The organism is Pyramidobacter sp. YE332 (genome assembly GCF_033060595.1).
GTDB lineage: Bacteria > Synergistota > Synergistia > Synergistales > Dethiosulfovibrionaceae > Pyramidobacter.
In genome coordinates, this window is record NZ_CP133038.1 from 2362491 (window position 1) to 2388776 (window position 26286).

Annotated in this window: 24 protein-coding genes; all 24 read right to left on the bottom strand. The window is 61.5% G+C overall.

All coding sequences use genetic code 11. The annotated features are described in order from the left end of the window. Window positions 1–57: 57 nt before the first annotated feature. Window positions 58–687, bottom strand: coding sequence for a TIGR03936 family radical SAM-associated protein (locus RAH42_RS11170; protein ID WP_317539524.1), 630 nt, complete (start codon window positions 685–687; stop codon window positions 58–60). Further along, window positions 666–2483 (bottom strand): TIGR03960 family B12-binding radical SAM protein, encoded by a 1818-nt coding sequence (locus RAH42_RS11175; protein WP_317539525.1) that lies wholly within the window; start codon window positions 2481–2483, stop codon window positions 666–668. The genes RAH42_RS11170 and RAH42_RS11175 overlap by 22 nt, the downstream gene beginning before the upstream one ends. An 87-nt stretch (window positions 2484–2570) precedes the next feature. Then, entirely contained in the window at window positions 2571–3725 is a 1155-nt protein-coding gene (gene rodA, locus RAH42_RS11180) for a rod shape-determining protein RodA (protein ID WP_317539526.1), read from the bottom strand. Continuing rightward, window positions 3725–4030, bottom strand: a complete 306-nt coding sequence (gene minE / locus RAH42_RS11185; protein ID WP_078015796.1) for a cell division topological specificity factor MinE — start codon at window positions 4028–4030, stop codon at window positions 3725–3727. The genes rodA and minE overlap by 1 nt, the downstream gene beginning before the upstream one ends. A 9-nt stretch (window positions 4031–4039) precedes the next feature. Then, entirely contained in the window at window positions 4040–4840 is an 801-nt protein-coding gene (minD, locus tag RAH42_RS11190) for a septum site-determining protein MinD (protein ID WP_078015797.1), read from the bottom strand. Between the two features lie 349 nt (window positions 4841–5189). Continuing rightward, window positions 5190–5858 (bottom strand): septum site-determining protein MinC, encoded by a 669-nt coding sequence (locus RAH42_RS11195; protein ID WP_078015798.1) that lies wholly within the window; start codon window positions 5856–5858, stop codon window positions 5190–5192. 185 nt (window positions 5859–6043) lie between these two features. Further along, window positions 6044–7768, bottom strand: coding sequence for a penicillin-binding protein 2 (gene mrdA, locus RAH42_RS11200; RefSeq protein ID WP_317539527.1), 1725 nt, complete (start codon window positions 7766–7768; stop codon window positions 6044–6046). Between the two features lie 34 nt (window positions 7769–7802). Further along, the gene (locus tag RAH42_RS11205) at window positions 7803–8285 is read right to left on the bottom strand and encodes a hypothetical protein (protein WP_317539528.1); all 483 of its coding nucleotides are present in this window, start codon (window positions 8283–8285) and stop codon (window positions 7803–7805) included. Continuing rightward, on the bottom strand, window positions 8282–9058 hold the full coding sequence (mreC, locus tag RAH42_RS11210; protein WP_078015801.1) for a rod shape-determining protein MreC: 777 nt from the start codon (window positions 9056–9058) through the stop codon (window positions 8282–8284). Before mreC ends, RAH42_RS11205 begins: the two co-directional genes overlap by 4 nt. 12 nt (window positions 9059–9070) lie before the next feature. Beyond that, window positions 9071–10120, bottom strand: a complete 1050-nt coding sequence (locus tag RAH42_RS11215) for a rod shape-determining protein (RefSeq protein ID WP_078015802.1) — start codon at window positions 10118–10120, stop codon at window positions 9071–9073. Between the two features lie 47 nt (window positions 10121–10167). Then, window positions 10168–10887: a JAB domain-containing protein gene (locus RAH42_RS11220; protein ID WP_078015803.1), complete on the bottom strand. Its 720-nt coding sequence runs from the start codon at window positions 10885–10887 to the stop codon at window positions 10168–10170. Between the two features lie 4 nt (window positions 10888–10891). Continuing rightward, complete coding sequence (locus tag RAH42_RS11225; protein WP_120372717.1) at window positions 10892–11521, bottom strand: MBL fold metallo-hydrolase; 630 nt, start codon at window positions 11519–11521, stop codon at window positions 10892–10894. After that, window positions 11518–11976, bottom strand: coding sequence for a D-aminoacyl-tRNA deacylase (dtd, locus tag RAH42_RS11230; RefSeq protein WP_078015805.1), 459 nt, complete (start codon window positions 11974–11976; stop codon window positions 11518–11520). The genes RAH42_RS11225 and dtd overlap by 4 nt, the downstream gene beginning before the upstream one ends. Window positions 11977–11979: 3 nt before the next feature. Further along, window positions 11980–14433 carry a bifunctional (p)ppGpp synthetase/guanosine-3',5'-bis(diphosphate) 3'-pyrophosphohydrolase gene (locus RAH42_RS11235; RefSeq protein ID WP_120372718.1) on the bottom strand — a complete coding sequence of 818 codons (2454 nt, stop codon included), beginning with the start codon at window positions 14431–14433 and terminating at the stop codon, window positions 11980–11982. Between the two features lie 73 nt (window positions 14434–14506). Further along, window positions 14507–16165: a DHH family phosphoesterase gene (locus tag RAH42_RS11240; protein ID WP_317539529.1), complete on the bottom strand. Its 1659-nt coding sequence runs from the start codon at window positions 16163–16165 to the stop codon at window positions 14507–14509. 68 nt (window positions 16166–16233) lie between these two features. Continuing rightward, window positions 16234–16575: a LapA family protein gene (locus RAH42_RS11245; RefSeq protein ID WP_317539530.1), complete on the bottom strand. Its 342-nt coding sequence runs from the start codon at window positions 16573–16575 to the stop codon at window positions 16234–16236. Between the two features lie 285 nt (window positions 16576–16860). Further along, window positions 16861–17739, bottom strand: coding sequence for a protein translocase subunit SecF (gene secF, locus RAH42_RS11250; RefSeq protein ID WP_317539531.1), 879 nt, complete (start codon window positions 17737–17739; stop codon window positions 16861–16863). Between the two features lie 15 nt (window positions 17740–17754). Then, entirely contained in the window at window positions 17755–19158 is a 1404-nt protein-coding gene (gene secD, locus RAH42_RS11255; protein WP_078015809.1) for a protein translocase subunit SecD, read from the bottom strand. 86 nt (window positions 19159–19244) lie between these two features. After that, a complete protein-coding gene (gene yajC / locus RAH42_RS11260) occupies window positions 19245–19694 on the bottom strand; it encodes a preprotein translocase subunit YajC (protein WP_078015810.1) in 450 nt (149 codons plus the stop codon). 97 nt (window positions 19695–19791) lie between these two features. Next, a complete protein-coding gene (locus RAH42_RS11265; protein WP_199674637.1) occupies window positions 19792–20463 on the bottom strand; it encodes a redox-sensing transcriptional repressor Rex in 672 nt (223 codons plus the stop codon). Window positions 20464–20479: 16 nt separating this feature from the next. Further along, a complete protein-coding gene (eno, locus tag RAH42_RS11270) occupies window positions 20480–21760 on the bottom strand; it encodes a phosphopyruvate hydratase (RefSeq protein ID WP_078015812.1) in 1281 nt (426 codons plus the stop codon). A 207-nt stretch (window positions 21761–21967) separates the two neighbouring features. Further along, window positions 21968–22264 (bottom strand): S4 domain-containing protein, encoded by a 297-nt coding sequence (locus tag RAH42_RS11275; RefSeq protein WP_317540262.1) that lies wholly within the window; start codon window positions 22262–22264, stop codon window positions 21968–21970. Between the two features lie 88 nt (window positions 22265–22352). Then, window positions 22353–24092, bottom strand: coding sequence for a DNA primase (gene dnaG, locus RAH42_RS11280; protein ID WP_317539532.1), 1740 nt, complete (start codon window positions 24090–24092; stop codon window positions 22353–22355). A 110-nt stretch (window positions 24093–24202) separates the two neighbouring features. Next, window positions 24203–26281 (bottom strand): sodium-translocating pyrophosphatase, encoded by a 2079-nt coding sequence (locus RAH42_RS11285; protein WP_078015814.1) that lies wholly within the window; start codon window positions 26279–26281, stop codon window positions 24203–24205. Between the last annotated feature and the right edge of the window lie 5 nt (window positions 26282–26286).

The window sequence follows — 26286 nt, forward strand, 5'->3', positions numbered from 1 at the left end:
CAACGGTCGCCGTCGGATTTTTCCCGTTTCTTCGCGGCAGCCCTTGTTTCCCGTCGTCTACAGCAGCGGCGCGATCTCGCCCTTGTCGGCGCGCCAGCGTCCCAGACGGAGCCGGGCGATACAGACCTCCGGCCAGCCGGAAATCGCTTCGCGGGCGATCAGCGCCTTGACGAGCGCGCCGGGACCGGTCTGCGACGGATCGTGCATGACCAGTTCAAGACCGTCGCCGCATTCGCGCAGCGCCAGCAGCGTCTCCGCGCCGAACTCCTCCGAGAGGACGCGCTTCACCTCCGCCAGCTTGTCCATATCGCGCGGGCAGAGCCAGTACGAAGCAGCGTCAAAACACTTGTTCAGCGACATGGCGTCGGGCGCGATGCGGGCGGCCCTGAGGAAACGGAACCCCGTCGGCGCCTGGGCGTTCATTTTTTCCAGCGCTTCCTCGGGCGGGACGTTCTCATCGAACCAGATCTCCGCCGCTTCGCAGAGCGAAATCACGCCCACCGGCAGCGCCGGTCCCATGACGATGTGCGGATGGGGCGACATGCCCTGCGTCAGGGCGACTTTCAGTCCGGCGCGGCGGGCGATACGCCCGAAAAGCTGCGGCAGTTCCACGTGGCGCACGAAGCAGGCGAAGTCCCGCTTCTCGAAGATCATGCGGAGGCGGCTCATGCGTTCGCCGCGCTCCACTCACAGCCGCGCCGCTCCCAGCCGCAGGCGTTGCAGCCGAAAGACCGGCAGTCGCGGGTGACCTTCGCTTCCCGCGCGCGGCGGTATTCGCGCAGCAAAAACGATTTGGACACGCCGGTGTCGATATGGTCCCACGGGAACGCCTCGTCTTCGGCGCGCGTACGCTGGGCGTACCACGCCGGATCGACGCCGGCCCGGGCGAACGCTTCCATCCAGCGTTCGAGACTGAACGTCTCGCTCCAGCTGTCGAAGCGCTCGCCCAGCCGCCACGCTTCGAGGATCGCGCGGCCGACGCGGCGGTCGCCGCGGGCCAGCACGCCCTCGATGAAAGACTGTTCCGACTCGTGATATTTGAAGCTGATCGCCCGCGACCTGATCTGTTTCTTCATGAAAGCGCCCTTGCGCGCCAGTTCCTCGCGCGTGTTCTGCGCCACCCACTGGAACGGCGTGTGTCCCTTCGGCACGAAGCCGGCCACGGACACGTTGATCGCCGCACGCTTGCTGTAGCGCCGGCCGATCGACGCGGCGCGCTCGGACAGTTCGACGATGCCCCGCAGATCGTCGTCGGTCTCCGTCGGCAGCCCCATCATGAAGTAGAGCTTGATCTTCTGCCAGCCGTGTTCGAACGCCGCGTTCAGCGCCGCGTCGAGATCGGCCTCGGTCACGCCCTTGTTGATCACGTCGCGCATGCGCTGCGAACCGGCTTCGGGCGCCAGCGTCAGACCGCCCTTCTTCATCGCTTCCAGCCCGGCCGCCAGGCCGACGGAAAAATTATCGACGCGCAAACTCGGCAGGCTGACCTTGATGCCATCGTCGTGAAGGTTCGCCAGCGACTGGAGCAGCGTTCCGATCTGCGGATAATCGCAGCTGGCCAGCGAGACCAGACTACACTCTTCCCAACCCGTCTGACGGATCAGCGCGCGGATGCACTCGTCGACGACCTGCGGGCTGCGCTCGCGGATGGGCCGGTAGATCATGCCCGCCTGGCAGAAACGGCAGCCGCGCGAACAGCCGCGGAACAGTTCCACCGCCACGCGGTCATGGATGATGCCCGACGCGGGAACGATCATGTCCCGCGGCGCGATCGCGTCCATGTCGCGGCAGATCAGGCGCTTCCGCGGCAACGGAAACTCCGAGGCGAAGTGCGTCCCCGCCTCGTCGTAAGTACACGACACCAGCGCCGGCACATACGTGCCGTCCAATTCGGCCGCGGCGCGCAACCGCTCGATCCGCGGCCGTCCTTTCGTCTTTTTCAGCAGATCGAACAGCGGCGGATTGACGACTTCGCCGTCGCCGAGGCAGAAAATGTCGATGAAATCCGCCAAAGGCTCCGGCACCAGCGCCGCCGGTCCGCCGGCCATGACGATCGGATCGCCGTCCGCCCGGCGGGATGCCAGCAGCGGCACGCCGCCCAGATCGAGCATGGTGAGGATGTTCGTAAAGCTCATTTCGTGCTGGAGCGTAAAGCCCAGCCCGTCGAAATCTTTCAGCGCCCGCCCCGACTCCACCGACCCCAGAGGCAGCCGCGCTTCGCGCAGCGACTGCTCCATGTCGATCCACGGACAGTAGGCGCGTTCCGCGTCGACGCCGTCCATGTTTTTCGTACGGGGATAGAGCAGCTGAAATCCGAGATAGCTCATGCCCACCTCGTACACGTCGGGGAAACAGAAGCACAGGCGAAAATCGGCGTTTTCCTTCGGCTTCGTGCGCCCCCATTCGGAGCAGGCGTACCGCGACGGCCATTTCGCCCCGGCGATCAATGGCCAGCGCGGATCGTCAAATTCTTCAAATCGCAAAATCAATCATCCTCAATCGAGTAAAGAAGCTCACGGCGCGGCGGCGAAAAAAATCGCCGCGCCCTCAATCGCAAGCTCATAAGCGCGTCAGGAACGACGCACCGAATACGGCGTCCGCGAATCCGGCACCGAGTTTTCACGGCGGCTGATCTCGCTTCGAGCACCCAGCTTCACCGTCACGCCGATCGCCAGCACCGTCGCCAGCAGCGAACTGCCGCCGTAGCTCATCAGCGGCAGGGGCAGCCCCGTCACGGGCAGCAGCCCCATGCTCATGCCGATGGATTCAAAGCTGTGAAACCACAACGACGCCGACAGCGACGCCACAAGGACCTTGACCGTCACGCTGCGCGCCCTCAGGGCGATGCGGATCATGCGCCAGAGGATGAACGACAGCAGCGCCAACACAAAAAGCCCGCCCACCAGCCCGAACTCCTCGGCGAAAACGCTGAAGATGAAATCGGTGTGCGGTTCGGGTAAAAAACGCAACTTGCTTTGAGCCCCCTGCATGAACCCTTTGCCGAAAAAGCGCCCCGAGCCCACGGCGATGCGCGACTGGATCACGTTGTATCCGGCGCCGAGAGGATCCAGCTCCGGATTGATGAACACGAGGATGCGTTTTTTCTGATATTCTCTGAGCAACATCCAGCCCAACGGCAGCAGCGCCGCCGCGCCGCCCATCAGCGAGAGCAGATAGCGCTTCGGAGCGCCCGCCACCAGCAGCGCCACGAAGATCATGACGCCGTAGACCAGCGTGCTGCCGAGATCGGGCTGCACGAGCACCAGCAGCGCGGAAACGCCGCCGAGCGCCAGCGCGCCGGCGAAATTTTTCAAATTGTACGGCGGAAAAAGCGTCACATGATGCGCCATCACAAAGGCCAATCCCAATTTGACGAATTCCGCCGGCTGGACCTTGAAGAATCCCAAGTTGATCCACGACTGAGCGCCCTTGGCCCGATGTCCCATCACAAACAGCAGCACCAGTATCAGACAGCAGCCGCCGTAGAGCCAGTAGGACGCGTCGAGGAAAAACTCATAATCCAGTCGCAGCACGACCGCCAGCATCACGAGCGCCGCGACGCCCCAGATCAGCTGACGACCGGCATAAAACCGACCCAGCCCCGCGGGGCCGCCGCCGGCGCTGTAAATCGTCGCTACGCCCGTCAGGTACATCAGGAAGACGGCGATCAGCAACGGATAATCCAGCGCACGCAGCGTATCCCGCCAGGAACCACGATCGTTCATCACGCGTTGTTTTTATCGGCCACCCTGCCTATGGCCGAAGAGGCCCGCTTCATGCCCTTCACCGGCACGGAAACTTCGAGCGCCACCATGTTCTCGTCATCGTTCAGGTCGATGTCGATGCCTGTGTTGTCAACGTCCATGTACTTGCTGATCACTTTGAGAATGTCCTCGCGGATCGCCGCCATGACCTCGGGAGAAATATCCTTGCGGTCGTGCATGAGCACGATCTGCAGGCGCTTTTTGGCGTTGTCCTTGGATTTGGTCCTTTTGAAGATCCGGTTCAGAAAATCAGTCATCGATGCCATCGCGGTCACCTACTTACGGCCAAAGAAATGGCGGAGACTGGCAAGGAATCCTTTGTCCATGTTCTCCACGTCGAGGAAAGGAACTTCTTCGTCCAAAAGACGGCGCGCGATATTGGTGAAAGCCGTGGCCGCCGGAGAGTTGGGCGAAAGCGTCAGAGGCTCCCCGTTGTTGGACGAGCGCAGCACCAGATCGTCCTCGGGCACCACGCCGATCAGGGGGACGGAAAGGATGTCGAGCACGTCGCTGACGCCGAGCATGTCGCCTTTGCGCATCATCTTCGGCACCAGGCGGTTGATAATCAGATGGATCTGCTCCTTGCCCTGAGCCTCGAGCATGCCGATGATACGATCGGCGTCGCGCACGGGAGCCACGTCGGGCGTAGTCACCACGAGGGCTTCGGAGGCGCCGGCGGAAGCGTTCTTGAACCCTGACTCGATACCGGCGGGGCAGTCGAAGAGGACAAAATCGAAGTCCTTCTTCAGCTCGTCGCTGAGGGCTTTCATCTGCTCTTCGCTGACGCAGTCCTTCTGACGGGTCTGAGCCGTGGGCAGCAGATAGAGTCCATCGACGCGCTTGTCGCGGATCAGGGCCTTTTTCAGTTCACAGCTGCCTTCGACGACGTCGACCAGCGTATAGACGATGCGGTTTTCCAATCCGAGGATGATGTCGAGGTTACGAAGTCCCGTATCGCCGTCGACGACCACGACTTTCTTGCCCAGCTTCGCCAAAGCCATGGAGATGTTGGCCGTCGTCGTCGTCTTGCCGACGCCGCCTTTTCCTGAGGTCACTACGATCACGCGTCCCGCCATGGGGGATCTCCTCCTTTGAGTTCTTTCCGTCAATGCCGCATTTTCCCTTGTCTCCGCTACAGATCGTGACGCTCCGAAGACGTCGGGCTGTTCCGGTTTCTTTTCGGCGGGCGCCGCTTTGGGGACGTCGGGCTGCCGTGCTTCCTTTACGTTTTCCTCAGCGAAGGAAACGATCGACTGCCCCGCCTCGTTCGCGAGCCGCGCCGTTCCGGAAAGTTCCGATTGCTTTTCGTTCTCCGCAGGCCGTGTCACGGTTTGATTCTTTCTTGCCGCGGCGATCAAAGCCTGCCTCTTTTCCAACTTATTCTGCTTCTTCTGTCTGTCTTTTCTGCTCATCAGGACTGCCTTTCTACTTTTCCCAAGAGATATCGCTGGCTACAAAGACACCGCCCTCCACGACAATTCGCACGGGCTTGCCCCACCAGGGCGAAGCGCCAGGCTCCATGGCGTTGCTGATCATGGAACCGATACGCAGCTGATTGGTCTGGTAGCTCAGCGTGATCACCGAAGCGCTGTTATCGCCGTTACAGCCGGCATGCACTTGCCCCTGGATGGCGCCAAGAACGATGATCGAGCCGGTGGCATTGATCTCGGCGCCGTGATGCAGGTCGCCCAGCATCAGCACATCGCCGTCATGCTGCAGCGCCTGTCCGCCGCGCAGAGGGATCGAGACGATCTTGAGAGTCCCCTGCGTCACCATGGGACGTTCCGAACCATCGACTTTAAATCCCAGCGACGCCAGATTTTCTTTCGTCGACGGCTCTTCAGCGTTCCACAGCGAGACGGAAAGATTCATCGGGAAAATCACGTCGCGCAGCAGATCAAGCAGCCAGTTTCTTGGCACCTGAAGTTTCTTGAAATCAAAGACGATCTGATGGCCGGTCACCATGCTCCCGGCATCGCGCAGCTCTCGCAGCACGTCCGAAATGCCCGGCAGGATCGCGCCTTCGAAGGCCACGCACACCGATGTGCCGCGTCCTTTGAAGCTGATTTCCTTCTTCTGTGAGGCAAGTTCCATCTATTTTTCCCCATTCCTTTCACTGAAATACGGATTCATACTATTTCTTTATAAAGGGCGAACTCAAGAGCGCTGCAAGGGAGATCCACAACGCCAGCGGCGCAGCAGTCGAAACGTTCCCGAGCGAATGAAGAACTCCGTTGCGACGCCCGGCGAACCATGTTAACGCTTTTATCAAGAAAGTATTATTTTTCTTTCGCGCTGCCATTTTCATTCAGCAAAAAGCTCAGCAGCTGCCCAACCAAAGGGCCGGCCACGCGGCCGCCGCTCTCGCCGCCTTCGATGAAGCAGACGACGGCATAACGAGGCTTTGACGCCGGTGCGTAACCGGCAAACACGGCGTGATCCTTGCCGTGATCGTGCTGGACCGTACCGGTTTTGCCCGCAATTTCCACACCGGACACTGCGGCGCGATGACCGGTGCCGCCTTTGGCAACCACCGCCCGCAGCCCGGCCTTGACCAGTTGCAGATACTCCTGACGAAGCCCGGTAGGTTGTCCCTCTACTTCCGCCGTTTTCAACACGTGCGGACGATAGAAAACGCCGCCGTTGGCGATAGTCGCGTAGACGCTGGCCATCTGCAGCGGCGTGAGCAGCACAAAGCCCTGCCCGATCGACATGTTGACCGAATCGCCCTTGAACCAGCTCTGGCGCATCGTTTTTTTCTTCCACTCGGGCCCCGGCAGGATGCCCGCGGCTTCGCCGGGAAGATCGATGCCCAGCGGGCGGCCGAGAGCGAAGCGTTCTCCCACGTCATCGTACCTTTTCACGCCGACCATCTGGCTGGTCTCGTAAAAATAGACGTCGCACGAATCGCGCAGCGCCCGCACGAAAGTCTCCCGACCGTGTCCGCCGCGCCGCCAGCAATGATACAAATTCCCGCCCAGGCGAAAAACTCCGGAGCAGTGAACCGACGTGTTTTTGTCTACCACACCGGATTCAAGCGCCGCGTAGCCGGTCACCGCTTTAAATATGGAACCGGGCGAGTACTGCCCGCTGATGGCCCGATTCAACAAGGGGCGGGAGCTGTCGAGATTCAGGCCGGCCCATTCAGTCCCGGACACCCCCCAAGCCAGCGGATTCGGATCATAAGAAGGATTCGACCACATCACGATCACTTCGCCGTTGTTCACGTCGAGAGCCACCATCACGCCATTGTAATCCTTCATGAGATCCGAGGCATAACTCTGTGCGCTCAGATCGATCGTCAGCGTCAGATCCTGTCCGATGCCCGGCATCGTTTCATTCAGCGTGCGGCGCTGACGGCCGCGGGCGTCCACTTCTACCGCCCGTTCGCCGATGGAGCCGCGCAAAACGTCTTCATAATATTTCTCTACGCCGGATTTACCGATCACGTCGCCGCCGATGTAGCTTTTGTTTTCATCAGTTTCAACGCTGCGCAGTTCCTGTTCGGAAATTTCGCCCACGTATCCCACCACGTGGGACGCCAAGGGACCGGCGGGATAAGTGCGGCGCCACACCGGCAGCGGGAACAGCACTTCGGGAAATTCAGGATCTTCCATCAGGCTGGTCATCTGCAGCAGCGTCAGATTCGAGACCAGCGAAATAGCCCGATACGGAGCCCAGTAAAGATTTTTGACGCGCTGTTCGAGCTTCTCCGGATCGTGAGGCAGGCGGGCACGCTGTAAAGCGCCAAGCAGTTTTTGTTTGACCTCGTCGCGCTGCAGGTCCAGCGGATAGCCCATGATATCGAACGTCATCACGTTCAGAGCCAGCGGCAGTCCCTTGCGGTCATAGATCTGCCCGCGAGCCGGCGGCATGCGGATCAGCCGAAGGCGGTTCTTCAGCGCCAGCCCTACGTAGCGGTCGGACCAGAGCACCTGAAAAAGCGCCAGCGCGACCGCCAAAACCACAAAGGATCCGGCCACGACGGCACGCCAGAAATTCAAGCGCGTATCAGACAGCAGGCGCTGGGTCGGTTGTTCAGAAAGATTTTTCGTCATGAAGGCGAGACCTCACGAGCGCCAAAAAGATCAGCACCGCGGCGTTCGCGATCCATTGCACGCCGATGACGAGCCCGATCCGACCGGCCAGGACGCCGGCATCCCAAAAGAGCAGTCGCGACAGCGTCATCACGGCGCAGAGCAATGTCGTGATGACCACATAGGGCAGCGTTCGGCGGTTGGCCGCGGGAATCTGGAACCATGCCCAATGCGCAGCCAGAACCGCCGCCGTATAAAGAGCGCCATACAGCCCCGGCACTCCGATCCAGCGCAGGTCCATCAGCAGGCCGCCACACAGCGCCGCGGCGAACCATCGCCAAGGCACGCTCAGCTGCTTCTCCCGGGTCACGCACCAGATCAGCATCATCAGATAGATTTCCGGCGCCAGAAAGGTCTGAGTCATCATGATCTGCACAATGTCCTGAGCGTACCAGCCGAAAATCAGCGCCAGAAAATTTTTCATGGCTGCAAACCTCCCAGCACGGACACGTATTGAAGTCTGAACAGATCGGCGCCTGTCTTGACGCGGAACTCATCGACACCCGCGGTCACCGTCCGTCGTTCCGAAGTCAGCTCGCCTACCGGCAGTCCGACCGGCAGCCGGCTGCCCAAAACGGTCAGGATCTTCATTCCCGGCTTGTAATCGCCGTCGGAAGGCAGATACCTGACCCACACGCCGCCTTCGTTGTCCCCCGTGACGACGCCGATCTCGCGCGTCTCTTCCACGACCACGGGAACGTAAAAGCCGGCGCTGGTGACCAAACGTACCCAGGCGCTACCGCCGCTCTGCGAGGTGATCACGCCGACCAGATCGGAGCCGTCGAGCACGGCGCAACCGGGATCATACCTCTCGTCGCCGGTGCCGATGCGTAGTTCTTCCCACCACATACTGGGGTCGCGAAAAATGATCGGGAAACGATTGCCGGGACGGGCACGCCGCTTAAACTCCGCCGAGATTTCCTCTCCCGATTGCAGGCGCAACGCGCGATTCTCTTCGCGCAGCTCCTCCAGCTCCATCAGCAGATCCCGACGTTCCGTGGTCCAACGACGGAATCGCTCGACGCGATCGATCACAAAAACGGCCGGTTTCTCAAGCGGGGCCAGCACCGATGCGGTTACATCCATGGCATGGCGCGTCCGCCCGCTTCCAGTCGCTCCCAAGGCGAGAAACACGCAGGCGACGACACAGATCAGGCCGATAACCAACTCCCGTTCAAAGTTCCAGCGCTCTGCCATGATCGGGACTCGTTAGAGCTGGCTCTTGTGGACGGTCGTGAGGATCCTTTTCATTTCTCCCAAATTCTGCAGCGTCAGTCCCACGCCGTTGGCGACCGCGTGAATAGGCTCCTCGGAAAGGATTACGGGAGCGTTCAGCACCCGCGTCAGTTTTTCCGGCAGGCCGCGCAGCTGCGAAGCGCCTCCGGTCAACACGATGCCGTTGTCCACGATGTCGCGGGAGAGCTCCGGCGGCGTCTGTTCGAGAGCCACTTTCACCATGTCCTCGATGCGGGAGACGATCGGCAGCAGCACCTCGCGGACTTCCACCGAACTGACGCGGCTCACCTTGGGCAGGCCGTCGGCCAGGTCCCGCCCTTTCACTTCCATCTCAAGCTCTTCCTTGAGCGGCAGCACCGAACCGATCTCGTTTTTTACGTTTTCGGCCGTGCTTTCGCCGATCAGCAGCGCGTGCTTCTGCCGGAACAGCCCGATGATCGCCTCGTCCATGCTGTCGCCGGCGATGCGCAGCGAATTGCTCACCACCAGGCCGCCCAAGGAAATGACGGCCACTTCGCTGGTGCCGGAACCGATGTCGAGCACCATGCTGCCCTCCGGCGCGTTGATCGGCAGCCCGGCGCCGAGCGCCGCCGCCAGCGGCTCGTCGAGAATGTACGCTTCGCGCGCGCCGGCGCCCAGAGCGGCGTCGACGACCGCGCGGCGTTCGACCTCGGTGACCCGCGCGGGCACGGAAACGACGACTTGCGGATTGGAAAAATGTCCGGCCGCGCAGGCTTTGGAGATAAAATGGCGCAGCACGGCCTCGGTCATGTCGAAATTGGCGATGACGCCGTCGCGCAACGGCCGGATCACCGAGACGCCCATAGGCGTTTTGCCGATCATCGCCTTCGCCTCGCGGCCGTAAGCGATCACTTCCACGCCGCCGCCGCGCGGCAGTTTGCGCACCGCCACGCAGGAAGGTTCGTCGAAAACGATTCCCCGGTCGCTCTGAAAAACGACCACATTGGCGGTGCCAAGATCGACGCCTACGCCAACGCCGCCGGATCTTCCGAAAAGAGCCACGATTGTTCCTCCTCAACAGTTCTTTTTCCGCGCGGAAAAGAACGATTTCACTGTTTTACCGCGGCAGCATTCAACACCACGTCTTTGCCCGTGCTGCCGTCGCCAGGAATGCGGCGGATCCCGCCGCCGCCGGCAATGTAATGTCCATAATAACCGATCTGAAGCACCTGAAGCATTTTTGCCACCGAGCGCGACAGAAAAAGATCGTCGTCGCTCGGCGTCAGGCCGCCGTCGGGATGGTTATGCACAAGCGCCAGCGCCGCGCAGTTCAGCCGCACGGCGCGGCGCATCAGATAGGGGGCGTCCAGCACCGCGCCGTCGACGCCGCCGTACGAGAGACGTTCGTCCGCGATAGGAACATCTTTACGATCCAGATAGATGGCGATGATGAATTCGCGTTCGTCCGCCGACAGCTGCCGGGCCCAAAATTCAAGACGGCTTTTCAGGTCGTCGCGGCGCTCCTCTTCGTCCGCTGCCCGCCGCCCCAGTTCAAGCGCCGCCAGCAGCGTCACCGCCTTGGCGAGGCCGACTCCTTTGACGCTGTCGCAGGGGCGGCTTCGCCCCGCCAGCTCCAAGGCGTGAGCGCGGGACAGATTTTTCAGCGAGCCGTATTTGTTCAGCAACTCCCGCGACATTTCGATCACATTGCAGCCCTCGCGCCCCGTACCGAAAAGGATCGCCAGCAGTTCCTCCGTCTTCAGCGCTTCGGGGCCGCGGGCCACGAGCCGTTCGCGCGGGCGTTCGCTGGCGTTCATCTCGAGTGCCATCGGTTCAGCCCTTCAAAAAGGGGTTCCACTCGCGCTCTTTCTGGAGCGTCGTCTCGGGCCCATGGCCGGGAAGCACGGGCATGTCGCCTGCAATGGCGTTGAGACGGGCCAGCGAGCGGGACATGGCCTCGCTGTCGCCGCCGCTCAGATCGGTGCGGCCGATGCTGCGGGCAAAAAGCGTGTCGCCGGAAACGAGCAGTTTTTCCCCGCCCTGCTCGGCGATGTAGCAGGTGCTGCCTTTTGTGTGCCCCGGCGTGTGCAGCGCCGTCAGCGAGATACCGCCGACGGAAAAAACGTCGCCGTCGCGCACAAGGCGGTCGGGCTGCACCGCTTCGATCTCGCAGCCGAACTCGCTGGCCAGATTCCGGTTGGGATCCGCGAGCAGCGGTTCGTCGTCCGCCGGCACGTACAACGCGGCGCCGGTCGCTTCCTTCAGCGCCGCGCAGCCAAGGATGTGATCCATGTGGCCGTGGGTCAGGACGATCGCCGCCAGCTTCAGCCGCTCGTTGCGCAGGTAACCCAACACGTCGGCGGGATCGCCGCCGGCGTCGATGCAGAAAGCCGTGCCGCGGCCGTCGTCGATCACGTAGGAATTGGTCCACAGCGGGCCAAGAGGAATGCGTTTGTAATTCATGACTCTTTCTCTCTCTCCGGAGTATCGATAATCAGCGTGACGGGTCCGTCGTTGACGATATTCACCGTCATCATGGTCTGAAACACGCCCGTCTCGGCGGGAATGCCCCGAGAACGGACGCAGGCGACGAATTTCTCGTAAAGCGCGTCGGCCTGCTCGGGCCGCGCCGCCTCCGAAAAGGACGGGCGGCGGCCGCGGCGGCAGTCGCCGTACAGCGTAAACTGGGAAACGATCAGCATCGCTCCGCCCACGTCGGCCAGCGATCGATTCAATTTGCCGTTTTCGTCTTCGAACACGCGCAGTCCCGCAATTTTGTCGGCCAGCCAGCGGGCGTCGGCTTCGGTGTCGCCGTGCGTCACGCCCAGCAGCACGCAGAAGCCTCTGCCGATGGCGCCGACGCGAGCGCCTTCGGAATCGACGGAGGACGAGGTCACCCTCTGCACCACAGCTCTCATGTTCTACCCCCTGTATACGTCGATCACGTCGCGGATGCCGTTCAGCCGCGCGATGATGGAATACAGCTGTTCCAGATCCTGCACGGCGATATCCATTTTCATGCGAGAATTGCCGCTGCCCATCTGGCTGGCCATCACCGACGTGATGTTGATGCCGCCGTTGCCGCAGACCTGGGCGATGTCGCCGAAAAGTCCGGGGCGGTCGAGCGCGTCGATGATGATGCGCGCGTCGTACTTTTTCCGGTCGGTGTTGCCCCATGTGACGGGGATCAGGCGCTCGGGCGCGGCTTTTTCGAGGCGCGGGCAATTTTCGCGATGGACCATGATGCCGCGCACCTTCGTGGAAAATCCCACGATGGCGTCGCCGGGCACAGGCTGACAGCAGTGAGCCAGCGTCACAACGATACCGGATGCGCCTTCGACGATCACGTCGGCCCCTTTTTGAGCGAAGCTGTGAGGCTTCTGCCCCACCGCTTCCGGGACCTGCGGTATCGCCTCGGAGACGGGCGTGTTCAGCGCCACGCAGACTCTCTGGGCGATGCCCGCCGGCCCAATCGCGCCGGAACCGATCGCCGCCAGTACGTCGTCGGCGTTATTGCAGCTTACGTCGTGAGCGATGCGGCTGATGCAGGGGATGACTTCGTCCACGGGTTTGAAATTCTCGCCGAGGCGCGTCTTCAATTCCCGCTCCAGCAGTTCGCGGCCGCGCTGGATGTTCTCGTTTTTCTCCTGCGAATCGAGGCGCTTGAAGTAGCTGCGGATACGGCTTTTCGCCTTGCTGCTCTTGACGAAATTGGCCCAGTCGCGCGAAGGCTTTCCCTGCGGCGAAGTCATGATCTTGACGATGTCGCCGTTGTGCAGTACGTAGTCGGCGGCGACGATGCGGTTGTTGACCATGGCGCCCACGTACTGTTCGCCGATGCGGCTGTGCACGGCATAAGCGAAGTCCACGGGACAGCTGCCGCGGGGCAGGCTCTTCACGTCGCCCTCGGGCGTGAAGACGAACACGTCCGACGTCAGCACATCGTCGCGCAGGCGTTCCATAAACTCCTGGCTGTTGGTCTCCGGCCCGTTCTCGAGGGTCTTGCGGATCCATTCGAGCTTCTGATCCAGCTCGTCGATGTGCCCCTGACCTTCCTTATAGCGCCAGTGAGCGGCCACGCCGTACTCGGCCAGCCAGTGCATCTCCCACGTGCGGATCTGCACTTCCAGCGGCTCGCCCTGCGGCCCCATGACCGTGGTGTGGAGGGAACGGTACATGTTGTTCTTGGGGTTGGCGATGTAATCGTCAAACTGTCCGGGGATCGGTTTCCACAGCGTGTGGACGATGCCGAGGACGGTGTAGCAGGTCGTCACGTCGTTCACGATGACTCTCAGAGCCAGAAGATCGTAAAGTTGCTCCACCGACAGTTTCTTGCGGTTCATCTTCTCGAAGATGCTGTAGAAGTGTTTGGCCCGCCCCTTGATGTGAGCCTCGATGCTCATGCTCTTGAGCCGTTCGCCCAGGGTCTCCATGGCTTGGTTGACAATGGCTTCGCGCTCCGGCAGGCGTTTTTTGACGCGCCGCTTGATGTCGTAATACATGGTCGGATCATAATACTTGAAGGCAAGATCCTCGAGCGTGCGCTTGACCTGATAGATGCCGAGCCGGTGCGCCAGCGGCGCGTAGATCTCCAGCGTCTCCTTGGCGATGCGCTGCTGTTTGTCGCGGCGCAGAGCGCCGAGGCTGCGCATGTTGTGCGTGCGGTCGGCCAGCTTGATGAGGACGACGCGGATGTCCTTGGCCATAACGAGGAACATCTTGCGCAGGTTTTCCGCCTGATAGTCCTCGAAAGTCTTGAACGGCAGCTTGCCCAGCTTGGTGACGCCGTCCACGAGCATCTCCACGGTCGGTCCAAAACGATTTTTCATCTCGTCGGCGGTCACGGGCGTGTCTTCAAGCACGTCGTGCAGCAGGCCGGCCTGCAATGTCGGCAGGTCCATGCGCATGTCGGCGAGGATGGACGTGACGTACACAGGGTGAATGACGTAGGGCTCGCCGGAGGCGCGCATCTGATCGCCGTGTGCCTGCGCGGCAAACACCAACGCCTCGCCGAGCTGCTTGAGATCGTCATGCGACAGGTAGCGCGACGCCTTGCCCCACAGTTCCTGCCAGGCGAAGCTGACGGTCACTGAACGCTGAGGCACCGGCAGGCGTCCCATGTAACTGTCGCGCAGCATATTCAGCTCTTTTTTGAGCGCCGCACCGGGATCTTCCCGCGCCGCAACGGCAGTGCCGATCCCTTTGCCAGCGGAAGCCAAGGGATTGACGCGGGAAACGGCGAACTTGAAAGTTTCCGTCTCGGGACGGCGCGGCGCTTCCGCGCCTCCCTGCGCGACGGGCGCGCCGAGTTCTTCCGTATTCTTTTTCCGGTTGCGTGCGGCCGCGGCGGCAACCGTATCTTCCGTCAACGCCATGCTCCTCACTCCCTCGCGCTTTTATTTTTCCCCGCGAAACGCCGGCGGGCGCTTCCGCTGCTTTCTCATGAGATCAGGCCACGACAATGCCTTCAACGATGTACTGCAGGCTGACGCGCCCCTGCCAGAGATTCGGACGGGGACGGTAGAGCCAACCGCGGATATCTTCCGTGCGTTCGATCTGCTCGGCGCCGTTGAAGGCGATCAGCGCGTTGCCGCCAAAAAGCACGCGGGTATGCAGGCCGCGCTTGCCCAACGGCGCATATGTCGTGCGGGAATCCAGCGGCACGAAAAAGGCCGGCAGAGGGTTGCCGTTGCCAAAGGGCCCGATGCGCTGCACCTCGTCCCATGCCGCGCCGGTGATCCGATCGGGTTCGAACTCGATCACCTCTTCGGGCGTTTTTTCAACTTTGATATTCTGAAGCAGACTGTTCAGCTCCCGCTCCAGGCGGGGCCACTTGAGCTGATCGACGGAGAACCCCGCGGCGCTTTTGTGCCCGCCCCAGGCGTCGAGCAGATCGTCGAGGCTTTTCAGCAGTTCCACCGCGTTGGCGCCGCTGGGCACGCGCAGGGTGCCGCGGATGCCGCCGCCCGACGGCGCGGCCAGCGCGAAGGCCTTGTTGTGTTCGCTGCACAGACGGCTGGCGATCGCGCTCAAGATCCCCACCGGCCAGCTGCCGTTGAACAGGACCTGCGACCGCTCGCCCTGCTCCAGACCGGCGTTGATGCTCGAGCAGATCGCCGCGGAAATATCGCGGCGGCGGCGGTTGAGATCCAGCAGCTGATCGACGCTGCGCTGCAGTTCCAGCGGCGTTCCCAATCCGGAGAGCACGTTGACCGCGACGTCGGCCACCTGCACGCGCCCGGCGGCGTTGAGGCAGGGGATCACCTTCATGGACAGACGATTTTCGTCGATCATCGAGTCGGGTTCGTTCGGGCACAGGGAGCGGAGCAGTTCGCGCAGCCCGCGGCGCGGAGCGCGGCGCATCATCTTGATGCCTTCGCGCGTCAGCGAGCGGTTCAGCGGCCCCAGCGGCATGCAGTCGGACACCGTAGCCAGCGCGGCCAGCTGAAGCATGCCGGCCAGGCGGCTTTCGGGCAAAATATGCGCCTGCCAGGCCCAACACCACAAAACGGCTGTCGCGCAAAGCCGTTTGGCTTCGGCGTCGCCGTCCATCTGGGGATTGACCAATGATTCGAGCCGGACGATGTCGCCTTCCACGGCATGGTGGTCGAAGATCAACACGTTCATCCCGGCGGTGCGCGCCATCTCTACGGCTTCCACGTCCTTCGAACCGCAGTCCGTCACGATCAGCGTGTCGAAACCGTCGGCGATGATGCGGCGCATGTTCGCAGGATGCAGGCCGTAACCTTCGGAACGGCGGTCGGGGATGTAATAGACCGCCTCGGACGCGCCGCTCTGCTGCGCCAGTTCAAGCGCGATCACCGTGGACGAGACGCCGTCCACGTCGTAGTCTCCGTAAACGAAAACTCTTTTTCCGGGCACCGCCTTCAGCCACAGCTCCCGCGCCGCCGGGGCCGCGCGTCCGAGAAAAAGCTCGTCCAACTGCCGGCGAAGATCGGGGACGTTCAGCAGCTGCCGGAATTGTTCCTCGCCCGCCGCGCGGCTGTCCAGCACCGCGGCGGCCAGCTCGGAACATTCCAGCCGGCGGGCGAGATCGCGGGTCTTCTCGCCGGGCTGGTAAATATCCAAATCATTGAACGAACACACAGGGATCAACGCAAACAGTCCTTCCTCGACGAAGCCGCCGGCGAACCCGGCGGCGACCGTTTTTTGATTTACAGCGACGTGCCGTTTTCGATGAAAGTGATCTCTTCCTGAGACGCGCCGGCGGCCTTCATCGCCGCCAGCAGCGCGCCGCGCTCCTTCTCCAGCGCGGCGATGCGGCGGCGGGCGCGCTCGATCTCACGACGGCTGCGGAACCGGCCTTCCCATGAAGCGGCCAGCGAGATCAGCCACATCACGACGATGCCGAAGAAAAACAAAAAGACCTCCCAGAGTCCCTGAGGCAGCGCGAAGTCCCAGGGCAAAAAGCGCACCGCCAGAATATCCTGATTCTGCACCGCATAAGTCGCCGCCCAGATGGCGACGAAGCCAAGCCCCAGCCCGTAACTTCTCATCAGGCACTCCTCCTCCGCCGCGCCTTTTCATGCGCGTTGAAATTTTGCGCCGGACAAAAACGACGACCGACAATACCAGGAACATTTTACCAGATTTGCGCTCACAAAACCGCAGTAACATCAAGTTTTCTTCACGGCGAACCAATTTTTCCCGCCCGTACGGGAATTCTCTTTCGCATCGCATTTTCTGCAGCAGCAAAAAGCGCCGAACGAAATCCGCCGTCCCCGAAATTTTCAAACGAAAAAACCCGTCCGGATCTTTCCGAACGGGTTTCGTTGTCTATGTTATTTTTCGGGAGAGAGCTCATGCCACAGGCACAGGATCGACGTCGTCACGCAGACGGAGCTGAAGCCGCCGACGACGATGCCCGCCATGATGGCCAGCGAAAAACCGGCCAGGACCGGACCGCCCCAGACGTAGAACGCCAGCACTGGGAAGAACGTGGTCAGCGACGTGTTGATCGTGCGGGCCAGCGTCTGGTTGATGGAATTGTCCAGCAGCTGCGGCATTCCCACCTTGGACAGGCTGTGCCAGTTTTCGCGCACGCGGTCCAAAATGACGATGGTGTTGTTCAGCGAATAGCCGATCGTCGTCAGAATGGCGGCGATGAACGTCATGCCCAGCTCCACGCGCAGCAGGCTGAACAGGCCCAGCGTCAGCAGCGTGTCGTGGATCAGCGCCAGCACGCTGACCAGCGCGAAGCGGAAGCGAAAGCGGAGCGTGATGTACAGCAAAATGCCCGCCAGCGCGATCGTCGAGGCCAAAATGGCTTGGTTGCGCAGTTCCGATCCGACCGTGGGGCCGACCATTTCGAAGTTGACCAACTTGACGCTGCCCGTATGGAGCGCGTCCACCGCCTTGATGATCTTGTCGCGCAGTTCAGCCGGCGTCAGCTCGCTGCTGCCCTGCAGACGGATCATCACGCCCTTGTCGCTGTACGACTGGATCACGGCGCTGCCGTAGCCGACTTTCGTCATGGCTTCGCGCACCTGGCCGACCTCGACCGCTTCGGGGAATTCGATCTGGAGCAGATTGCCGCCCGTGAAGTCGATGCCGAGGTTGAAGCCGCGGAACGCCACCAGCCCCAGACTGCCCAGCACGAAGAACGCCGCGATCGTCAGCCAGACCTTACGATAACGCATAAAAGGGATATTCGATCTCATTTTTCGCTCCGCTCCTTACTTGCGCGCCTGAAAGGTCTTGCTTCCGTAGTTCACCATGAGCTGCAGCATCACGCGGTTGACCACCAGCGCGCTGAAAAGGCTGGCGATGATGCCGAGCGTCAGCGTCATGGCGAAGCCGCGCAGAGGGCCGCTGCCGTAGTAATACAGAACGGCGGCGGCGATGACCGTGGTGATGTTGGAGTCGAGGATGGTCGTCAGCGCGTTGCTGAACCCCGAAGTCAGCGCCGCGTTGGGCGTTTTGCCGGCGCGCATTTCTTCCTTGATGCGCTCGAAGATCAGGATGTTGCTGTCTACGGCCATGCCGATGGTGAGGATGATGCCGGCGATGCCGGGCAACGTCAGCGTGGCCTTGAACGCCATCAGCAGGGCGAAGAGCACCAGCAGCGTCGTGCACAGCGACAGATCGGCCGTGACGCCCCACAGACGGTAGTAAACGAGCATGAAAAGGAACACGGCCGCCAGGCCGATCATGCCCGCATAAGCGCCGGCTTTGATCGAATCGGAACCCAGCGACGGGCCCACGGAACGGTTTTCGAGAATCGACACGTTCACGGGCAGAGCGCCGGCGCGGAGCATGACCGCCAACCCCTTGGCCTCTTCCACGGAGAAATGCCCCGTGATCTGCGCTTTGCCGCCGGAAATACGCTCGTTGACGCGGGGGGCCGAGATGACCGAGCCGTCGAGCACCATGGCCAATTGACGGCCGACGGTCGCCTCCGTCGCCTTTTCAAAAAGCTCCGAGCCAGTGCTGTTGAACTCGAGGGAAACGTCGGGACGTCCCAGCTGGTCGAAGCCGGACGTGGCGTTGCTCAGCTCGTTGCCCGTCAGCATCGGCCTGCCGAGCAGATAAATGGAACCGCTGTCGTCGCTGGCGACGATCTGTCCTTCTTCGCCCTTGAAGTCCTTGGCCTGCTCCATGGCCTTGGCCTGGCTCGCTTCGAGCTGAACCTTGTAATCGTTCCAGCGTTTGACGGCGGCGTTGAACTCTTCGTCGCTGTCGTAGTTCTTGCGCTCCGCCTGCGGCGGCAGGGGCGCGGCGCTGTAAAGCGTCTGCACCACTTCGCGGAATTCCAGCAAAGCGGTGCTGCCGATCAGTTTCAGAGCCGCCTGAGGGTCTTCCACGCCGGGAAGATCGACGATCATGCGGTCGGCGCCCTGCTTCTGCAGCGTCGGCTCAGTCAGGCCGTACTGATTCACTCGCTTCTCGAGCACCGTGCGCAGACGGTCAAGACTGTCGGGCGTCAACGGCACGTCCTTGGTGCCGCTGGCCTGAAGCACGATATGAGCGCCGCCGCGAAGGTCCAGGCCCAAATTCACTTTGCCGCGCAGAACCACCACAGCCGAAATTGCGATGACGGCCGCCATGAAAATCAGCCGCCAACGATCCTTTCTCAACATTTTTATACCTCCCAGAAGAAGTCATTCCTGCAATAAGCAAAAAAAGAGGCGGACGAGGTAATCCATCCGCCCCAAGCAAAAATGCCTTATTGTTTGTCCTCGGCCGCGGGCGCTTCTTCGGGCGTGGCAGGTACGTCGGCTTTTGCGGCTTCTTCGGCCTTGGGAGCCGCCTTGGGCGCTTCGGGGTTGATCTTCGTGGAGATGGAGCTCTTCAGCACACGCGCCACAAGGCCTTCGGCGATCTCGATGATGACGCTGTCATCCTTCACTTCGCGGACGATGCCGAAGAAGCCCCCGGCGGTAATGACGCGGTCGCCGCGCTGCAAGCTGTTGACGAGGCTGTCGTGGGTCTTCTGACGTTTCTTCTGAGGACGAAGGATGAAGAAATAGAAGATCACCACGAAAATGATCAGCGGGAAAAACGCCTGCAACGCGCTGCCGCCCTGAGCAGCTGGAGCCGCCGCAGGAGCGTCGGCCGCAAAGGCCGCACCGGCCAAGAGAAGGGCGAAAAGCGAAGCGAACAGAGTCTTTTTCATGTACTGAAACCTCCTAAAAGTTTTTTCTCTTCAACTAAAAACACGAGCCACATTTTAACATGCGAAGACACGTTTTTACAAATGGCGAGGCCGGAGCTCAAAAGCTCTGCTTTTTCTTCTGTTCAGAGGCTTTCAGCTTGAAAAGCAGCTTCTCCAGCTCGATGAAAATATCCACGTCTTTGACCTGAACGCCGGGAGGCGCCTGCAAGACCACGGCCGAAAAGTTGAGCACGCCCTCGATCTTCCCAGTGCCGACCGCTATGTCGAGCACTGCCTGAGCCGCCTGCGGCGGGACGGTCAGGATCAGCACGGTGATGTTCTTTTCCGCGATCACCCGCGGCAGGTCGTCGATATGATAGCAGAGTTTCCCGGCGTAGCTGCGCCCGACTTTGTCGGGGTTGGAGTCGAAAACGGCCGTCACCTCGTAGTTCTCGCTGAGGAACGAGCGGTGATTCAGCAGGGCTTCGCCCAGACGACCGATGCCTACCAGACCGATGCGCCACATTTCGAACGGCGCCAGGATGCCGGCCAGATCTTCCAGAAGACGGCCGACGTCGTAACCGACGCCTCGTTTGCCGAACTCGCCCAGATAGGACAGATCCTTGCGGACCTGGCTGGACTTCAGGCGCAGCATTTCGCCGATCTCCTTGGAAGAGACCACCGGCACGCCGTCGTCCACAAGGCGCATCAGCAGGCGCCGGTACGCGACAAGACGACCGACGGTCGGATCGGTGATCCGTTCTTTTTTCGACGGGATCAGGAATCCCATTTCGTTCACGCCCGTTTCATCTGGCGCAGCGGAAGGTGGACAGCCCGGCGTAGGGGGCTTCGCCTTCCAGCGCCTCCTCGATGCGAAGCAGCTGATTGTATTTGGCGATGCGGTCCATGCGGGCGGGGGCCCCCGTCTTGATCTGTCCGGCCGCGGTCGCCACCGCCAGATCGGCGATGAAGCTGTCGTCGGTCTCCCCGGAACGGTGCGACACGACCCAGCTGTAACCCGCATCACGAGCCATGCCGATGACGTCGAGCGTCTCGGAGACGGAGCCGATCTGATTCAGCTTGATCAGGATCGAGTTGCCCGCGCCGCTCTCGATTCCTTTGGCGAGACGTTCGGGATTGGTGACGAAAAGATCGTCGCCGACGAGCTGCACTTTGCCGCCCAGCTTTTCGGTGAGCAGCTTCCACCCCTCCCAGTCCTCCTCGTTCATGCCGTCCTCGATGGAAACGATCGGGAAGTCGGCGCAGAGCTGCGCGTAGTAATCGGCCAGTTCGGCGGCCGTGAAGTCGCGCCCTTCGCCCTTGAAGTGATACGTGCCCCCGGAGTACAGTTCGGAGATGGCCACGTCGCAGGCGATCGAGATCTGCGTGCCCGGTTCGTAGCCGGCCGCTTCGATCGCCTTGACAAGATATTCGAAACCCATGCGGTTGCTGGAAAAGTTCGGGGCGAAGCCGCCCTCGTCTCCCAGCCCGGTGCTGAAGCCTTCTTTGACGAGGATCTTTTTCAGGGCGTGATACGTTTCCGCGCCCATGCGCAGGGCCTCGCGGAACGATTCGGCGCCGTGGGGGACGATCATGAACTCCTGAATGTCGAGGTTGTTGTCGGCGTGCGCGCCGCCGTTGATGACGTTCATCATCGGCGCAGGCAGCGTCTTGGCGTTCAGGCCGCCGACATAGTCCCACAGGGGCATGTCGTGGTCCATGGCCGCAGCGCGGGTCACCGCCATGGAAACGCCGAGGATGGCGTTCGCGCCGAGACGCCCCTTGTTGGGCGTGCCGTCGAGATCGAGCATGACGCGGTCCACGGCGCGAAGATCGTCGGCGTCCATGCCGCAGATCTCGGGAGCGATCACGTCGTTGACGTTTTTGACGGCGTTCTGAACGCCCTTGCCGCCGTAACGGCTGCCGCCGTCGCGCAGTTCCACGGCTTCGAACGTTCCCGTGGAGGCGCCGGAAGGAACGCCGGCGCGCGCGATCTCGCCGGTCTCGAGGCCGACTTCGACCTCGACCGTAGGATTGCCGCGGGAATCCAGGATTTCTCTTGCATGTACGCCTACGATTGCGCTCATCTTAATTCAAACTCCTCTCAGAATTTTTTCGTGTACCGAAAACAAAAACATCGCCGCAAAGAGGCGGGATTGTCAACTGTCAGGAAGAAAGGACAAACAGGAAAAAAACAGCGTCTGACACGGAAACGCCCGGCGGTTTACTTTCGGATACAATGCTCCGCGCAAAACAAAAAAGAGCGGCCGACCGTTCACGCGAGCCGCGGCATCTTAATGCCCGCCTGCGCTTCCTTCCCAAGGATTCTCGTCGGGTTCGACTCTCCGCTCGCCGCGCATCTCGCAGGCGACCGTACCGCGGCGGCGAAGCGCCGCTTCATCGTCCACAAGGACGGCGGCCATAATGACGCGCCGGGGGAAAGCCACCTCGATCAGGTCCCCCGCTTTGACGTCGCTGGCCGGTTTGACCTTCCGGCCGTTGACGCGCACCGCGCCGACCTCAATCATTTCCTGCGCCGCGGTGCGGCGCTTCACCAGCTGCGAAAACTTCAGGAACTTGTCCAGTCGAATCACGCGCATCGCCTCATTTCCGAAGATTACAACGATGTTTTATTATAGCAGTTTTTTCACAAAGTGTTCATCTTTCATGAGGAAGCTATTAACGTTTCAGCTCCGCGGCCAGAGTCCAGTACTCGGTCAGTTCCTCCGGCGAGGCTTCGCCGCGGAACATCATGGCTTTAAGTTGAATGTAGCGGGCCTGTTTGACTCGGCGTCCCTGATCGGAACTCAGTTTCTGCCATTTTTCCATGTCAGTGCCGGACAACGTGTCGCAGAACGAAGCGCCGCCGGAGATAGCCGACATGGGAAAATGATCTCCCATCTCCAGCCAGCGATGCTCAAGGCTTTCCGGCTGTTCGCCCGTCAGCAGCGCACCGGCGATGCCTTTGAGACGGGGATCCTGAAACATGCGGATCACTTCCGCCACAGATGCCGACATACGCAGCTCGCGGCTGATCCAGAGCAGGTAAAGCAGCCCCGTCTCCGCCGGGTCGCAGTTTGACGGCGTTTCCGAATCGGCCGTTTCGGGCTCGAGCGGCTGTATGTCGCCGCCCAGGCTTTCTTCCGTACGAGGGCTGAGGCGGCGGCCGCGGCGCAGCCGGTTCAGTTCCGATGCCAGCTGATAATCGGGCAGCCCCACAGCGTGGCCGATCTCCTGCATATAAGGCGCCAGCTCCACGGCCGTCAGCTGCGCCATGCCCTCCAGCAGCTCTTCTGCCGCTTTGGCCTGACCTTCTTTTTCGGCCGCCGCCTTGAAAAGGCCGATGTGATGGAGCACCAGCGGCTTGGCGTCTTCCACCGCCTTGTCGAAGAGTTCCTCGCCGCCTTCGCTCTGCAGCATCTCGTCGGGATCCTTGCCGCCGGGGAACAGCACCACGAACACCTGAAGCCCAGCGCGCTGCAGAATGTACATGCCGCGCAGCGTCGCGTTCTGCCCGGCCGTGTCGGAGTCGTAGCAGATATAACATGTGTCGGCAAATCGTTTCAACAACGACGCCTGTTCTTCCGTCAGCGACGTGCCCAGCGAAGCGACGGTCTCCCTGTGACCGTGCATGTGCAGGCGGATGGCGTCCATGTAACCTTCGACGAGGATCGAACGACCTTTTTCGCGGATCGCGCTCTTGGCCTTGTCCAGCAGATAGAGATTTTCCTTTTTGTTGTAGAGCGGCCCTTCCGGGCTGTTCAGGTATTTGGCGCCCTCGCCGTCGACGATGCGGCCGCCCAAAGCGATGGCGCGTCCGGACACGTTGCGGATAGGAAAGATCACGCGTCCGCGGAAGCGGTCGTAGCAGCCCTTTTCGCCCTGGATCACGAGCCCGCACTTGAGCAGCTGTTCCTGCGTGACGCCTTCGCGGCGCAGGGCGTCGTTCAGAGCCCGCCACGCCGACGGCGACCACCCCAGTTCGAAGGCGTCGGCATCCTTCGCGGACAGGTTGCGGCGGCTCAGATAGCCTTTGCCGACGGCGCCGGCCGCGCCTTTCAATTCGGCACGGTAAAAGTCGACGGCCATTTCCATGACCGCATAGAGATCCGTCGTCTGCCCGCGGTTTTTCCGCCGCGGGATCTCGATGCCGGCACGCCGCCCAAGATATTCGAGCGCTTCGGGAAAGCTCAGTCCTTCCTTCTCCATGACGAAACTGAAAACGTCGCCGCCCTTGCCGCAGCCGAAACAATGCCAGGTGCCGCGATCGGGCGAGACGATGAACGACGGCGTCTTCTCGTCGTGAAAAGGGCAAAGGCCGCTGTAATTACGTCCCTTTTTCACGAGCCGCACCGAATCGCCCACCAGTTCCACGATGTCGACGGCGTCCTTTATTTTCGCGACGATTTCGTCGGCCATGAGCGTTCACCTCTCAGATTTTGAAATCCGACAGAAAAAGCGGAGAGAGCTTTCGCGCCCTCCCCGCTTTTATTTTAGCTTTTTCTTTTCGTCCTGTCGAGAACGCGCCCTTACTTCATGATCAGAGGAGCGATGACGAGAGCCACGACGGTCATCAGCTTGATGAGAATGTTCAGGCTGGGGCCGGCGGTATCCTTGAAAGGATCGCCCACGGTGTCGCCGACGACGGCCGCCTTGTGGTTGGCGGAACCCTTGCCGCCGTGCACGCCCGATTCGATGTACTTCTTGGCGTTGTCCCAGGCGCCGCCGGCATTGGACATGTAAACGGCGAGCATGACGCCGGTGACGATGGCGCCGCCGAGCAGACCGCCCAGAGCCTCCGCGTCAAGAGCGAAGCCCACGACGACGGGAACGACGATAGCCAGCAGGCCGGGCACGATCATCTTATGCAGCGAAGCGTCGGTGGAAATGGCGACGCACTTCTTGTAGTCGGGCTTCTCGCTGTAATCCATGATGCCGGGGTGCTCCCTGAACTGACGGCGCACTTCCTCGACCATCTTGCCGGCGGCTTCCTGCACGGCAGCAATGGTCTGAGCGCTGAACAGGAAGGGCAGCATGCCGCCGAGGAACAGGCCGACCATGACGTGAGGATTGTTCAGATCGATCGACCTCAGGCCGGCCGCCTGAGCGTAGGCGGAGAACAGCGACAGCGCGGTGAGGGCGGCGGAACCGATCGCCAGTCCCTTGCCCATGGCGGCGGTGGTGTTGCCCACGGCGTCAAGTTTGTCGGTGATATTGCGGACGCCTTCGGGCAACTCGGACATCTCGGCGATGCCGCCGGCGTTGTCGGAGATGGGGCCGTAAGCGTCGACGCTGAGGCTCATGCCGGTGATGGAAAGCATGCCCACGGCGGAGCAGGCCACGCCGTACAGTCCGCTGAAGAAATAGCTGATCAGCGTCGCGGCGCAGATCAGGAGCACGGGAATCACCGTGGAGGTCATGCCCAGAGAAATGCCGCCGAGGATAACGGTCGCAGGGCCGGTCTCGGTCGTGCCGGCCAGCTTCTGCACCGGTTTGTAATCGGCAGAGGTGTAATACTCGGTGATCATGCCGATGGCCACGCCGGCCACAACGCCGGAAACCACGGCGAAGAAGATCTTGATGTCCTGAAGCAGGACCAGCGAGAGGATCAACGCGCCGACGATCTCGATGATGCCGGTGATGTAGGTGCCCAGACTCAGAGCCTTGGCGGGATCCGTCGCGTTGCCCGTCTGCATGAACTTGAACAGATACTTGCTGGCGAACTGCCCCATCTTGCTGTCGTTCTCCTCGGCCAGGCTGCCGGTGACGCAGGCCGAACCGAAGATCGCCGCGGCGATGCCCAGAGCCGCCAGCGCCAGAGGATAGAGCACGCCCATCAGGCCAAGCGGGGCGCTGTCGCCGGCCATCGTGGTCACAAAGCCGACGGCCATAGCGGCGATGATGGAGTTGACGTAGGACTCGAACAGGTCGGCCCCCATGCCGGCGATGTCGCCGACGTTGTCGCCGACGTTGTCGGCGATGGTCGCTGGGTTGCGGGGATCGTCCTCGGGGATACCGGCTTCAACCTTACCCACAAGGTCGGCGCCGACATCGGCGGCCTTGGTGTAGATACCGCCGCCGACGCGGGCAAACAGCGCGATGGACGAAGCGCCAAGGCCGAAGCTGGTGATGACGTTCGCATCGCGGAACAACACGTAGGAAAGCACCACACCGGCCAGACCGACGCCGACCACGGTCATGCCCATGACGGAACCGCCGCGGAAGGCGACGCCCAGCGCGTCGTTCATGCTCTTGGTCGCCATGAAGGTCGTGCGGCCGTTGGAACGGGTAGCGACGATCATGCCGCAGTAGCCGGTCAGAGCGCTGCACAGCGCGCCGAAGACGAAGCACACGCCCGAGGGAATGCTCAGGAACGTGCACAGCAGAGCGCCGACGACGACGACAAACGGCGCGAGCCATTTGTATTCGCTGTTGAGAAACGCCATCGCGCCCTCGTGAATGATGTCGGAAAGCTCAGACACCTTTTTGTGCTCTTCGTCGACGGCGATGTTCTTGACGAAACCGTAGGTAATGAACGCGTACCCCAGAGCGAGCACGGCGCTGCCGAGCACGACCAGCAGCAGTACCCAAAACAGAAACGATACCATTACGC